Source organism: Variovorax sp. LjRoot84 (assembly GCF_964254305.1).
Taxonomy (GTDB): Bacteria; Pseudomonadota; Gammaproteobacteria; order Burkholderiales; family Burkholderiaceae_C; genus Variovorax.
In genome coordinates this window covers 179,453-191,705 of the sequence record NZ_CAXUTE020000001.1, presented here as the reverse complement: position 1 = coordinate 191,705, position 12,253 = coordinate 179,453, and the positions used below count along the sequence as shown (strand labels likewise).

13 protein-coding genes are annotated in these 12,253 nt (G+C 68.0%); 9 read left to right on the top strand and 4 right to left on the bottom strand.

Annotated elements, in window-relative coordinates:
- The first annotated feature begins 31 nt into the window (after positions 1 to 31).
- Positions 32 to 433 (top strand): phage holin family protein, encoded by a 402-nt coding sequence (locus ACSQ9I_RS01015; protein WP_436311989.1) that lies wholly within the window; start codon positions 32 to 34, stop codon positions 431 to 433.
- Positions 434 to 447: 14 nt separating this feature from the next.
- Here ACSQ9I_RS01015 and ACSQ9I_RS01010 read toward each other — a convergent pair whose 3' ends face one another.
- Positions 448 to 873: a winged helix-turn-helix transcriptional regulator gene (locus tag ACSQ9I_RS01010; protein ID WP_436311988.1), complete on the bottom strand. Its 426-nt coding sequence runs from the start codon at positions 871 to 873 to the stop codon at positions 448 to 450.
- Positions 874 to 966: 93 nt separating this feature from the next.
- Here ACSQ9I_RS01010 and ACSQ9I_RS01005 point away from each other — a divergent pair, with 93 nt between their 5' ends.
- Complete coding sequence (locus ACSQ9I_RS01005) at positions 967 to 1,557, top strand: dihydrofolate reductase family protein (protein WP_436311987.1); 591 nt, start codon at positions 967 to 969, stop codon at positions 1,555 to 1,557.
- Here the strand turns inward: ACSQ9I_RS01005 and ACSQ9I_RS01000 are convergent.
- The 3 genes from ACSQ9I_RS01000 to ACSQ9I_RS00990 form a co-directional block, all read right to left on the bottom strand.
- Entirely contained in the window at positions 1,545 to 2,624 is a 1,080-nt protein-coding gene (locus tag ACSQ9I_RS01000; protein WP_436311986.1) for a mannonate dehydratase, read from the bottom strand. The genes ACSQ9I_RS01005 and ACSQ9I_RS01000 overlap by 13 nt on opposite strands.
- 109 nt (positions 2,625 to 2,733) lie before the next feature.
- Positions 2,734 to 3,948: an MFS transporter gene (locus ACSQ9I_RS00995; protein ID WP_436311985.1), complete on the bottom strand. Its 1,215-nt coding sequence runs from the start codon at positions 3,946 to 3,948 to the stop codon at positions 2,734 to 2,736.
- A gap of 81 nt (positions 3,949 to 4,029) precedes the next feature.
- Entirely contained in the window at positions 4,030 to 6,054 is a 2,025-nt protein-coding gene (locus tag ACSQ9I_RS00990; protein ID WP_436311984.1) for an acetoacetate--CoA ligase, read from the bottom strand.
- 99 nt (positions 6,055 to 6,153) lie between these two features.
- Here ACSQ9I_RS00990 and ACSQ9I_RS00985 point away from each other — a divergent pair, with 99 nt between their 5' ends.
- From ACSQ9I_RS00985 to fahA, 7 genes are read left to right on the top strand one after another with little or no spacing between them, the layout of a single operon-like run.
- On the top strand, positions 6,154 to 6,846 hold the full coding sequence (locus ACSQ9I_RS00985; protein ID WP_436311983.1) for a TetR/AcrR family transcriptional regulator: 693 nt from the start codon (positions 6,154 to 6,156) through the stop codon (positions 6,844 to 6,846).
- Positions 6,843 to 7,787, top strand: coding sequence for an ABC transporter substrate-binding protein (locus ACSQ9I_RS00980; protein WP_436311982.1), 945 nt, complete (start codon positions 6,843 to 6,845; stop codon positions 7,785 to 7,787). The genes ACSQ9I_RS00985 and ACSQ9I_RS00980 overlap by 4 nt, the downstream gene beginning before the upstream one ends.
- Entirely contained in the window at positions 7,784 to 8,560 is a 777-nt protein-coding gene (locus ACSQ9I_RS00975; RefSeq protein WP_436311981.1) for an ABC transporter ATP-binding protein, read from the top strand. The genes ACSQ9I_RS00980 and ACSQ9I_RS00975 overlap by 4 nt, the downstream gene beginning before the upstream one ends.
- Complete coding sequence (locus ACSQ9I_RS00970) at positions 8,553 to 9,320, top strand: ABC transporter permease (protein WP_436311980.1); 768 nt, start codon at positions 8,553 to 8,555, stop codon at positions 9,318 to 9,320. The genes ACSQ9I_RS00975 and ACSQ9I_RS00970 overlap by 8 nt, the downstream gene beginning before the upstream one ends.
- On the top strand, positions 9,317 to 10,090 hold the full coding sequence (locus ACSQ9I_RS00965; RefSeq protein WP_436311979.1) for an ABC transporter permease: 774 nt from the start codon (positions 9,317 to 9,319) through the stop codon (positions 10,088 to 10,090). The genes ACSQ9I_RS00970 and ACSQ9I_RS00965 overlap by 4 nt, the downstream gene beginning before the upstream one ends.
- A 17-nt stretch (positions 10,091 to 10,107) precedes the next feature.
- Positions 10,108 to 10,917 carry a cyclase family protein gene (locus ACSQ9I_RS00960; RefSeq protein ID WP_093104488.1) on the top strand — a complete coding sequence of 270 codons (810 nt, stop codon included), beginning with the start codon at positions 10,108 to 10,110 and terminating at the stop codon, positions 10,915 to 10,917.
- Positions 10,918 to 10,922: 5 nt separating this feature from the next.
- Complete coding sequence (gene fahA / locus ACSQ9I_RS00955; RefSeq protein WP_436311978.1) at positions 10,923 to 12,248, top strand: fumarylacetoacetase; 1,326 nt, start codon at positions 10,923 to 10,925, stop codon at positions 12,246 to 12,248.
- The last annotated feature ends 5 nt before the right edge of the window (positions 12,249 to 12,253 follow it).

The following is a 12,253-nucleotide window of genomic DNA, read 5'->3' as shown; positions in this document are numbered from 1 at the left end:
TCGCGGATGGGGCGCCGATATGATCCGCAAGATGCTGAACAACCTGGCGCCCTTTCTCCTCCACTGGGCCATCACGGCCTTCTCCCTCTGGGTGGCGAGCCACATCTTCCGCGGCATCACGTTCGAAAGCACCTCGGCGCTGGTGGTCTCCGCGCTGCTGCTGGGCTTTGCCAACGCGATCGTCAAGCCGCTCCTGATCGTGCTCACGCTGCCGCTGACCTTGCTCACCTTCGGCCTGTTCCTGCTGGTGATCAACGCACTGGTGCTGCTGCTGGTGGCGGCGCTGGTGAAGGGCTTCAAGGTCTCCGGCTTCTGGACCGCGCTGTTCGCGAGCATCTTCGTCTCGCTGCTGAGCATCCTCTTCGGTGCGCTCTTCAGTGGCGGCGACCCGGCCACCACCATCCAGATGCCGCAAGGCGGGAACTGGCTGTGAGTTCCCCGGCCGCGCTAGGCGCCGTGGCCCGAATGCGTGCGGCGCAGTTCTGAGCGCATCTGCTTCCAGAGGGCGGGCCCGCCCTTCTCGAGCGCGGCCGCGTTCGCGCCGCTCTCCTTGGTGACCGGAAGGTACTTGCGCCCCCAGATGCCGATGTTCGCGAGCACCGGCAGCAGATCGACGCCCATCGGCGTCAGGCTGTAGATCGCCTTCTGCTTGTGGCTCGGGTCCTCCTCCTTCGTGAGGATGCCGGCCTCCACCAGCTTGCCCAGGCGCTCGGCCAGGATGTTCGAAGAGATGCCCTCTTCCGACTGCAGCAGCTCCCTGTAGTGCCGCTTGCCGGCGAACATCAGGTCGCGAACGATCAGGAGGCTCCACTTGTCGCCGAAGATTTCGAGCGCGAGATTGATCGGACAAAACGAGCGCTGCTGGATGGCCATTGCTTTCTTTCAAAGACTGCTTGCATTTTCGTATCAGTCTGTCGATACTTCAACTGCTTGCATTTCGCAAGCAGTAGTTCAAGGAGCCCCGGCATGAGAAAGCTCATCCTGCAGATGCAGATGTCCGTCGACGGCTACGTCGCCGCGGCGAATCCAGCGCTGGCGTGGCAGGTCTGGAACTGGGGCGAGGGCTGGCGCTGGGACGAGCCGCTCAAGAAGGACTTCAACGCCGTCTTCGACGTGATCGACTGCATCCTGCTGAGCCGCAAGATGGCGCAGGAAGGCTACCTCGATCATTGGGGCCGCGTGGCGCAGAACCATCCTGCGGATCCGCATTACGCCTTCGCACGAAAGATCGTCGAGACGAACAAGGTCGTTCTCACGAGCAAGCTCAAGGCATCGAAGTGGGATCGCACCGAGATCGTTCGCGGCAGCATGGTCGACGAGGTGAATGCGCTGAAGCGCCGGCCCGGCCGCAACATCATCGCCTTCGGTGGCGTCGGCTTCGCCTCCTCGCTGGTCGCGGCGAGCCTGGTCGACGAGTTCCAGTTCTTCGTGAATCCGACGGCCGTCGGCAGCGGGCGTTCGATCTTCGAGGATGCACGCACCGGAGGCCCGCAGCTCCAGCTGATCGGGTCGGCCTCCTACGACTGCGGCATCGTCGTCAACCGCTACGCGCCCTGACCGACTCCCGCTGCCTGCAGCAGTCCGCGCGTGTAGCCCAGCGCGAAGGCCATGAAGCGCTCGCGGTTCTCGTCGAGATCGGACACCGGCACATGGTCGGGGCACAGCGGCCCCTTGTAGCCGCCGCGCTGGTAGGCCTTGACGGCCTCGAACATGTCGACGTCGCCCTCGTCCGGAAACACCTCCTGGAAGTCGAGGTACCCGCCGCGGATGTTGCGGAAATGGACCATGAAGATGCGGCCGGTGGAGGCGAACTCCTCGATCACCGGGATCATGTGCTTGCCCGGCTCCCTGAACATCTCGGCCACCGTGCCCTGGCAGAAGTTGAGGCCGTGGTTCGGGCTCGGGCTCAGCGCAAGAAACTTGCGAATGCCGTCGGCCGAGCCGACCACGTGCTCGATGCCGTTCAAGCCGCCCACCGGATAGGCCGGGTCGTGCGGATGGCAGGCCAGGCGCACGCCGGCTTCGTCGGCCGCGGGCACCAGGCCCTCGACCAGGAACTCGATCGCATCCCAGCCGGCCTTCTCGCTGACCGGCGGCACCTCGCGCGCCAGCTTCTGTCCGCAGAGCATCGCGGTCTCGGCATCGCCTTCATCTTGATTGGTGGGATAGCCCACACCCCAGTACGAATGCTTGCGGTCGTCCTCGGCCGAGTACTCGGCGTAGACGAAGCCGGAGTTCTGCGCGCCGCCGCGTCCCGGCTTGAGGCCGGTGCGCGTGATGCCCACCATCTGGACGTTGTACTTGAGGCAGCCGATGCCGGCATCGGCCGCCTTGCGGATGTTCGCAGCCAGCGTGGCGCGCTGCTTCTTCGCGCCTTCGAGGTCGACCAGCGAATCGAGCAGGATGGAGCCGACGTCAAGCGCAAATATGTCGAGCTTGAGGCCGAAGCCTTCGACCCATCTACGGTAGTCGGCCAGCTTCCTCGCGTCCCATTCGCTCACGCCGCCGCTGGCCGAGACCAGCTCGGTGCCGCGGTTGTCGAGCACCACGTGCTCCACGCCGAGCTGGGTCGACAAACGCAGGCGGCGCCCGTCGGGGTTGAGCAGTTGTTCGCTGATGTACATGCTTGTCTCCGTGCGTGCACATTCTGGAACGCGCCCTGCCCACGGGCCAAGACGCAGACGGAAGATCAGCGAGACGGGCAACCGCCGCGTCCCACTCCGCGGGACGGAATCAGCGGCCCGCGCTCGCAGCGACCGCGCGCAGGCCGCCGCGCTCGCTCGCCAGCGACCAGGCGAACACGCCGAGCCCCGCCAGCGCGAGCAAGGCGCCCACCCAGCCGGTCGAGGTCCAGCCCAGGCCGGCCGTGATGGCGGCGCCGCCGAGCCAGGCGCCCAGGGCATTCGCCGTGTTGAAAGCCGAATGATTGAGCGCGGCGGCCAGCGTCTGCGCATCGCCGGCCACGTCCATGAGCCGGATCTGCAGCGCCGGGCCGATGGCAACGATGGTGCCGATCAGGAACACGTTGAGCGCCGCGGTCGCCACGTGATGCGCGGCGAAGCTGAAGGTGGTCAGCACCAGCGCCGCCCAGACCAGCAGGCCGCCGATGGTGGGCATCAGCGCCTTGTCGGCGAGCCGGGAGCCGACCAGGTTGCCGCCCACCATGCCGAAGCCGAACAGCGCGAGCACCAGCGGCACGCCGGCCACGGGCAGACCCGCCACTTCGGTGAGCGTGGGCTTGATGTAGCTGAACACCGAGAACATGCCGCCGAAGCCGATCGCGCCGATGCCCAGAGTGAGCCAGACCTGCTTGCGCTTGAGCGCCCCCAGTTCGCGCAGCGGGCTGGCGCCCGAGGGCGCGGCCAGGTCCGGCAGGTCGCGGCGCAGCATCACCATCGCGAGCACGGCGATCAGCCCGACGAAGACGAAGGCGGCACGCCAGCCGAAGAGCTGGCCCAGCCAGGCCGCGATGGGCACGCCGACCAGCGTGGCGCCGGTGAGTCCCAGCATCACCAGGCCGACGGCGCGTGCGCGTCGGTCCGGCGGCGCCAGCGCGGCTGCCACCAGCGCGGCCACGCCGAAGTAGGTGCCATGCGGCAGGCCGCTCGCGAAGCGCAGCAGATTGAGCGACAGGTAGCCGGGCGCGAGGGCGCTGGCGAAGTTGCCGAGCGCGAACACCGCCATCAAGGCGATCAGCAGCGCTCGCCGGCGCCAGCCGGCGGCCAGCACCGCGAGCACCGGCGCCCCGATCACCACGCCCAGCGCATAGGCGCTGATCACGTGGCCGGCCTGCGGAATGCTCGTGGCGATGTCGCGCGCCACTTCGGGCAGGAGGCCCATGATGACGAACTCGCCGGTGCCGATGGCGAAGCCGCCCACGCCGAGCGCGAGCATCGCGCGCACGAAGCCGGGCGCAGAGGCGGAAGAAGGCGGGGAGGGTGCGGACATGGCGGTGCGGTCGCGATTTAGGGGTTAACCCTAGGTCACGCGACCTTAGCACGCCCGGCTGTTATTTGCTGCGCTGCGGCATCAATGTCCTATTTCGGCATTCCGCGCCTGCGCATGCTGCGCGGCGAAGGCCACGTACCACTCGAGGCTGCCCGGATTGGCCATGGCTTCACGGTTCACCACCTTCTCGATCGGCTGGCCCAGCAGCAGCTTCTTGATCGGCAGCTCCTGCTTCTTGCCCGAGAGGGTGCGCGGAATCTCGGCCACCTGGAAGATGTCGTTGGGCAGGAAACGCGGCGAGAGCTGCGTCTTGATCGCGTGGTTGATCTTCGCGCGCATCGCATCGTCGAGCGCGACGCCGGGCCGCAGCACGACGAAGAGCGGCATGTAGCTTTCGCGACCGAGGTACTCGAGATCGACCACCATCGAGTCGAGCACTTCGGGCAAGCCTTCGACGGCGCTGTAGATTTCGCTGGTGCCCATGCGCAGGCCCTGGCGGTTGATGGTCGCATCGCTGCGGCCGTAGATGATGCAGCCGCCGTCTTCGCCGATCTTGATCCAGTCGCCGTGGCGCCAGACACCCGGGTAGGTATCGAAGTAGCTGGAGAGGTAGCGCGCATTGCCCTCGTCGCCCCAAAAATAGAGCGGCATCGAGGGAATGGGCTGGGTGCAGACCAACTCGCCGACCTCGCCGATCACCGGCTGGCTCTGCTCGTTCCAGGCCTCGACCGCAGCGCCGAGAAAGCGGCACTGCATCTGGCCCGGCACCTCGGGCAGTTCGCGGTTGCCGCCGACGAAGGCGCCGCAGAAATCGGTGCCGCCCGAAATGTTGTACCACCAGACGGCGGGCGAGCCGGCCGCGAGCACCTGCGTCGTGCCCCAGCGCTGCACCTCCTCGGACAAGGGCGAGCCGGTGCTGCCCAGCGCACGCACGCGCGCGAGATCGCCGCAGTCTTTGGCTTCGACGCCGGCCTTCATGCAGCTCGCGAAATAGGCCGCGCCGGCGCCGAAGAAGGTGACCCGGTGCCGCGCGACGAAGCGCCAGAGTACGCCCCAGTCGGGCTTTTCCTTGCTGCCGGCCGGATTGCCGTCGTAGATGCAGATGGTCGCGCCGAAGGCCAGGCCCGAGAGCTGCGAGTTCCACATCACCCAGCCGGTGGAGCTGTACCAGTGGTAGCGCTCGCCGAAGTTGTTGGCGCTGTAGCTCGGGCCCAGGTCGTGGTGCAGGCCGCAGGCGTACATGTTGACGAGGATGCCGCCCTGCCCATGCACGATGGGCTTGGGCAGGCCGGTGGTGCCGCTCGAATAGACGATCCAGATCGGATGCTCGAAGGGCAGCCACTCGGGCTCGAAGGCCGCCGTCTGCGCATCGTCGCGCGCGACTGCGGCGGTCCAATCGGACTCGGCCGCGATCTGCTTCGCAGCGAAGGGCGTTCGCAGCAACACCAGCGTCTGGACGCTGGGCAATGCGGCGCGCAGTTCCTCGATCACGCCGCTGCGGTCCAGCGCCTTGCCGCCGTAGTACACGCCGTCGGCCGCGATCAGCACCTTGGGCTCGATCTGGCGAAAGCGCTCGACCACCGCGGCCGTTCCCATGTCGGGCGCGCACACGCTCCACACCGCGCCGACGCTCGAGCAGGCGAGGAAAGCGATCATGGTCTCGGGCACGTTGGGCATGTAGGCCGCCACGCGGTCGCCACGCACCACGCCGAGTTCGCGCAAGCTCAGCGCGCAGGCGGCGATCTGCCGGCGCAGCTCGGGCCAGGACATCTCGCGCACTTCGCCCAGCTCGTTCTCGCTGACGATCGCCGGCATGCCGGCCGCATGCGCCGCATCGGCATGGCGCAGCACCTCGCGCGCGTAGTTGACCTGGGCGCCGGGAAACCAGCGCGCGCCGGGCATGTGTGCATCGGCCAGCACGGCGCTTGCGGGCGTGGGCGACTGCATGCCGCTGAAATCCCAGATGCTCTGCCAGAAGGCTTCGAGATCGCTGACCGACCAGCGCCACAGCGCGTCGTACGAATCGAAGTTCAGACCGCGCTTCTCGCGCAGCCAGTTTTGATAAAGACGAATCTGGGGAATGAAGGGGGCGGATGTTTGAGTCACCTCCGCAGCCTAACGCGCCGGTGGACCCGGCTTCAATGCGGGAAAGCACAGGGTTTGTACGAGTGTTCAACAAATTTGTACGCTTGTTCAATACCCGCCATGGTTCAACGTGTGCAGCGCGCTTCTTCCGTTCGGCCCGACCGCCGGCAGGCGATCCTTCTCGCGGCCGAGAAGCTGTTCGCGCAGCACGGCTACCACGCGGTGACGATCCGCCAGATCGCCGACGAGGCCAGCGTGCCGCTCGCGCTGGTGGGCTACTACTACGGGCCGAAGCACGAGCTTTTCCACGCGATCTTCGAGCACTGGAGCCACACCATCGAGGAGCGGCTGGCCGGCCTGCGCGCAGTGCACAACGACCCTCATGACCCGCAGACGCTGCCGCGCATCGTCGAAGCCTTCACCGGCCCGGTGCTGGCGCTGCGCGCGAGCGCCGAAGGCGAGTACTACGCGCTGCTGGTGGCGCGCGAGCTCTACCACGCGACCGAGGAAGCCGACCGCGTGCTGCGCGGCTACTTCGATCCGCTGGCCGAGGCGTATATCGACGCGCTGCATATTGCGCTGCCGCATGCGACGCGCGGCCAGGCCGCATGGGCCTACCAGTTCGCGCTCGGCACGCTGCTGCACCACCTGAACGACAACCGCATCGAGCGGCTCTCGCGCGGCGAGAACCGGCGCAGCGATCCGGCCGTGGCGCCGATGCTCGTGAACTTCATCGTCGGCGGCCTGCGCGCGGCGCTGCCGCGACCCAAGGCCTCGCAGAAGAACCCCACCTCCAGGAGACAAAAGACATGATGAAACGACGCACCCTGTTGTCGGCGCTCGCCGCCGCCTCCGCAACCGCCGCACTGCCTGCGCGCGCACAGGCCAACGCCAAGATCGTGTTCGGCTACACGGCCGTGACCGACTTCGCCTCGGTCTTCGTGGCGGCCGAAGAGGGCTACTTCAAGAAGCGCAACCTCGACGTCGAGCTCAAGTTCATTCCGCTCAACTCCACCATCCCGGCTGCGCTGCAGTCCGACTCGCTGCAGATCGGCGGGCCCACGCCTTCGGTGTTCCTGCAGGCGGTCGACGGCGGGATGGACCTGGTGCTGGTCGCCGGCGGCGGCCTCACCTCGAAGACCATCACCGGCTTCGGCCTGGTGGCGCGCGCCGGCTCCGGCATCAAGAGCGCGCAGGACTGCGTGGGCAAGAAGATCGGCGTGCCGGGCCTCGGCGCCTTCCTGCACGTGACCTTCCGCGCCTACCTGAAGGACCAGGGCGTGGACTACCGCAAGGTCAACTTCGTCGAGGCTTCGTTCCCGCAGCATGCCGACCTGCTGCGCGGCGGCTCGGTCGATGCGGTGGTCTCGGCCGACCCGTTCATGAGCCGCATCACCGACAGCGGCGCGGGCTATGTCGCCTCCTACTACTCGACCTTCCTGCCCGAGGGCAACCAGACCATCGTGCATGCGGCCAAGCGCGAATGGGTGGCGAAGAACCCGGCCGCGGCGCGCGGCTTCCGCGAGGCGGTGCAGGAAGCCGGCGCCTTCATGCAGCAGCCGAAGAACGACGCCAGGGTGCGCGCGAGCATCGGCAAGTACATCAAGCTGCCGCCCGAGGTGCTGGCCAAGGTGCAGATCTCGCCGCCCGGCCCCGTGGTGACCGACAAGCAGCTCGCCTACTGGGTCGGCCTCATGAAGGAGCAGGAGATGCTCAAGACTTCGATCGACGTCGCCAGGCTGGTCGCGAAGTGAGGCCGGATTTCCTCGCCATCGACGGCGTGCGCATTTGCTATGGCGCGCGCGAGGTGCTGTCGCCTACCTCTTTCGAGGTAGCGCGCGGCGAGTTCGTCTGCATCGTGGGCCCGAGCGGCTGCGGCAAGACCACGCTGCTGCGCGCGGCCAGCGGCCTCGTGCGCGCCAGCGCCGGCGAGGTGCGGCGCAAGGGCAAGCCGATGAACGAGCCTTCGCGCGAAGTGGCCTTCGTGTTCCAGGACTACGGCCGCGCGCTTCTGCCCTGGCGCACGGTCGAGGGCAACGTGAGCCTCGCGCTCGAAGCGGCCGGCGTGCCGGCGAGCGAACGCGCGCCGCGCATCGCCGAAGTGCTGGCCAAGGTCGGCCTCGCGGCGCATGCGCAGAAGTTTCCGGTGCAGCTCTCGGGCGGCATGCAGCAGCGCGCGCAGATCGCGCGCTGCCTCGCGCAGAAGCCCGAGCTGATGATGATGGACGAGCCCTTCGGCGCACTGGATGCGCTGACGCGCCAGGGCCTGCAGGACGAACTCGCGCGCCTGGTGCGTGAAGACGGACTGACGGTGCTCTTCGTCACGCACGACCTCGAGGAAGCCATCTACCTCGGCGACCGCGTGATCGCGCTGCAGGCCGATCCCGCGCCGGGGCGTCCGAGCCTGGCGCGCATGATCGATGTGAAGATCCCGCGGCCGCGCGACCAGCTCACGACCAAGGAGCATCCGGAGTTCTTGCATCTGCGGCGCGAGCTCTTCGCCTTCATCGAGCAGCACCATGACTGAGCGCGCGCTGTCGCTGCTACGGCCCTGGGTCTTTCCCGCGCTGCTGCTCGGCCTTTTCGAGTGGTATGCGCGCCGCGCCGCCGCACAGGGCAGCGATGCGCTCGCGCCGCCGAGCGCCGCGCTCAAGGCCTTTGCCGGCGCGGCCGTCGACGGCTCTCTGTGGCAGGCCACCGGCTTCACGCTCGGCACCGCGGCCCTCGGCCTGCTGCTCGGCGCCGTGCTCGGCATTGCGTTGGGCATCGTGCTGGGCTTGTCGCGGCGCACCGCGCAGTTCGGCCTGCTGTCTATCGAGGTACTGCGTCCCATCCCCTCCGTCGCGCTGATTCCGCTTTCGATGCTGATGTTCGGCTTCGGCGTGCGCATGGAGCTGGCCATCGTCGCCTTCGCCACCTTCTGGCCGATGCTGATCCTCGTCCAGTCGGCCGTGCAGCAGGTCGAGCCGCGCCTCTTGGAGGTGAGCCGCGTACTCGGGCTCACGGCGCGCGAACGGGCCTGGAAGATCGTGCTGCCCGCGATCGTGCCGCGCCTCTTCGTGGCGCTGCGGCTCGGCGTGGCGGTGGCGCTGGTGGTGGCCGTCACGGTCGAGATCGCGGCCAATCCCAACGGCATGGGCTACGCGATGATGATCGCGCAGCAGAGCTTCGACCCGCCGCTGATGCTGGCCTGGCTGGGCTGGATCGGCGTGGTGGGTTTTGTCATCAACGCGGCGATGCAGCGGCTCCAACGCTGGGTGGCGCGGCGCATGGGAGTCGTGCAATGAGCCATCGCTTCACCGGATGGCTCGGCTCGGCCGCGGTGCTCGCGGCGCTCGTCGCGCTGTGGTGGACCGCAAGCAACGCGGGCTGGGTCAGCCGCGTGTTCCTGCCGACGCCCGAAGCGACGCTCGCGAGCCTGGCCGAAGGCCTCAACCTGCGCGGCAGCGGCAGCGGAGAGCTGCTGGTCTTCACCATTGCCACCGTGCGCCGCATGCTCGAAGGCTGGCTGTTGGCCTCGCTCTTCGGCGTGCTGCTGGGCGCCGCCATCGGCGTCTCGCCCGCGGTGCGCGCCTGGGTGCAGCCGACGCTGGAATTCATCCGCCCGCTGCCGGCCTCCGCGCTGCTGCCGCTCGCCATCTCGATCTTCGGCCTCAACCCGGGCATGGTGCTCTTCGTCGTCGCCTTCGGCGCGATGTGGCCGGTGCTGCTGGCCACCGTGCACGGCTTCGCGGCCATCGAGCCGCGGCTCGCCGAAGTGGCGCGCTGCCTGCAGATGCCGCGCGCGGCCTTCGTCTGGAAGATCGGCCTGCCCAACGCGATGCCCGACATCCTGGCCGGCATGCGCTTGTCGATGACCATTTCGCTCATCGTCGCCGTGGTCGGCGAAATGATCGCCTCGCAGAGCGGCCTGGGCCAGGCCATCCTGCTCGCGGCGCGCGCCTTTCGCGCGAGCGAACTCTTCGCCGGCATCGTGCTCCTGGGCCTGATCGGCTTCGCGAGCAATGCCCTCCTGGCCCTTGCCGAAAAGAAACTGCTGCGCTGGCAGCACCCCTGAAGAAAAGGAACCCCGCCATGACCCGCAAATTCGTCGACCTCTCGATCTTTCTCGAAAACGACGTGCTCTCCGATCCGCCCGCCTTCGCGCCCAAGATCCAGTACTTCACGCACGAGCAGACCTACGAGCAGATCGAGCCTTTCTTCCCCGGCTTGAAGCGGGAAGACCTGCCCGACGGCGAAGGTTGGGCCGTGGAGTTCGTGCAGCTCTCCACGCACAACGGCACGCATCTCGATGCGCCCTACCACTTCCACTCGACCATGGACAAGGCGCTCGGCGAGAAGAAGCCCGCGATCGCGATCCACGACGTGCCGCTCGAATGGTGCTTCCAGCCCGGCGTGAAGCTGGACTTCCGGCATTTCGAGGACGGCTATGTCGTGACGGCCGACGACGTCGACGCCGAGCTCAAGCGCATCGGCCACACGCTGAAGCCGCTGGAGATCGTGGTGGTCAACACACGTGCCGGCTCGCGCTACGGCCACGGCGACTACGTCTCGGCCGGCGCGGGCATGGGCTACGAAGCGACCATGTACCTGCTGGAGCGCGGCGTGCGCCTCACCGGCACCGACGCCTGGAGCTGGGATGCGCCCTTCGTGCACACGGCCAAGAAGTACGGCGAATCGAAAGACGCCTCGCTGATCTGGGAAGGCCACAAGGCCGGCCGCGACATCGGCTACTGCCACCTCGAAAAGCTGCACAACCTCGAGGCGCTGCCGGCGGATGGCTTCTTCATCAGCTGCTTTCCGCACAAGATCCGCGGCGCCTCGGCCGGCTGGACGCGCGCGGTCGCGATCTTCGACGACGCGCTGATGGCCACCGTGGGATGAACATCATGACGACGACGCTCAACCACACGCACGATGCCAGCGCCCGCAGCTGGCTGGCCTCGGCCAACGCCGAAGGCAGCGACTTCCCGATCCAGAACCTGCCCTTCGCGGTGTTCCACCGTACCGGAAGCCGCGAGCCCTACCGCGGCGGCGTCGCCATCGGCGACCAGGTGCTGGACCTCGCGGCCCTGGCCGCGGGCCGGCATTTGGACGGCGCGGCGCTCGATGGCGCACGCGCCTGCGCGCAATCGGCGCTCAACGACTTCTTCGCGCTCGGCCCCAGCGTGTGGCGCGCGCTGCGCCATGGCTTGTTCGCGCTGCTCAAGGACGATGCGCCGAAGGAAGTGGCCGAGGCCGTGCGCGCCTGCCTGATCCCGCAGGCCGAGGCCGCGTTCGCATTGCCCGCGCGCATCGGCGACTACACCGACTTCTACACCTCGATCGACCATGCGCTCAACATCGGGCGGCTGCTCAAGCCCGACGATCCGATCACGCCCAACTTCCAGTGGATTCCGATCGCCTACCACGGCCGCGTCTCGACCATCGGCGTGAGCGGCCAGCAGTTCCACCGGCCGATGGGACAGACCATGGCGCCCGGCGCGCAAGCGCCGACCTACGGCCCTTGCGCGCGGCTGGACTACGAGCTCGAGCTCGGCATCTACATCGGCCAGGGCAATGCGGCCGGCGCGCCGATTCCGCTCGAGCGCGCGGAGAACCACATCTTCGGCATCTGCCTGCTCAACGACTGGTCGGCGCGCGACATCCAGTTCTGGGAGATGGCGCCGCTCGGCCCTTTTCTGGCCAAGAACTTCGCGACCACCGTCTCGCCATGGATCGTGACGCTGGAAGCGCTGGCGCCCTACCGCCAGGCCTGGGTTCGGCCGGCCGATCATCCGCAGCCGCTGGCCTACCTGGAGAGCGAAGCCAATCGCGCGAGCGGCGCGCTCGACATCCGGCTCGAGGTCTGGCTCGAAAGCGCCAAGGCCCGCGCCGAGGGCAGCAGCCCCTCGCGCCTGTCGGCCACCAGCTTCAAACACCAGTACTGGAGCATTGCGCAGATGGTCGCGCACCACACGGTGGGCGGCTGCAGCCTGAACGCCGGCGACCTGTTCGGCAGCGGCACCATCTCGGGCCCGGGGCCGGGCGAAGCCGGCGCGATGATCGAACTCACGCGCGCCGGCCAGGCGCCGATCGCGCTGGCCGACGGCGAACAACGCGGCTTTCTCGAGGACGGCGATGCGGTGCTGCTGCGCGGCTGGTGCGAGAAGCCGGGCCATGCGCGCATCGGCTTCGGCGAGAGCCGCGGGACGGTGCTGCCGGCGCGCGGCTGAAGGGC

What these genes read in the sequence shown, in the direction of transcription:
- ACSQ9I_RS01010 (WP_436311988.1), bottom strand. Translation starts at nt 873, where the DNA reads ATGGCCATCCAGCAGCGCTCGTTTTGTCCGATCAATCTCGCGCTCGAA.
- ACSQ9I_RS00970 (WP_436311980.1), top strand. Translation starts at nt 8,553, where the DNA reads ATGACTGAGCGCGCGCTGTCGCTGCTACGGCCCTGGGTCTTTCCCGCG.
- ACSQ9I_RS00995 (WP_436311985.1), bottom strand. Translation starts at nt 3,948, where the DNA reads ATGTCCGCACCCTCCCCGCCTTCTTCCGCCTCTGCGCCCGGCTTCGTG.
- ACSQ9I_RS00980 (WP_436311982.1), top strand. Translation starts at nt 6,843, where the DNA reads ATGATGAAACGACGCACCCTGTTGTCGGCGCTCGCCGCCGCCTCCGCA.
- ACSQ9I_RS00960 (WP_093104488.1), top strand. Translation starts at nt 10,108, where the DNA reads ATGACCCGCAAATTCGTCGACCTCTCGATCTTTCTCGAAAACGACGTG.
- ACSQ9I_RS01015 (WP_436311989.1), top strand. Translation starts at nt 32, where the DNA reads ATGCTGAACAACCTGGCGCCCTTTCTCCTCCACTGGGCCATCACGGCC.
- ACSQ9I_RS00985 (WP_436311983.1), top strand. Translation starts at nt 6,154, where the DNA reads ATGGTTCAACGTGTGCAGCGCGCTTCTTCCGTTCGGCCCGACCGCCGG.
- ACSQ9I_RS00965 (WP_436311979.1), top strand. Translation starts at nt 9,317, where the DNA reads ATGAGCCATCGCTTCACCGGATGGCTCGGCTCGGCCGCGGTGCTCGCG.
- ACSQ9I_RS01000 (WP_436311986.1), bottom strand. Translation starts at nt 2,624, where the DNA reads ATGTACATCAGCGAACAACTGCTCAACCCCGACGGGCGCCGCCTGCGT.
- ACSQ9I_RS01005 (WP_436311987.1), top strand. Translation starts at nt 967, where the DNA reads ATGAGAAAGCTCATCCTGCAGATGCAGATGTCCGTCGACGGCTACGTC.
- fahA (WP_436311978.1), top strand. Translation starts at nt 10,923, where the DNA reads ATGACGACGACGCTCAACCACACGCACGATGCCAGCGCCCGCAGCTGG.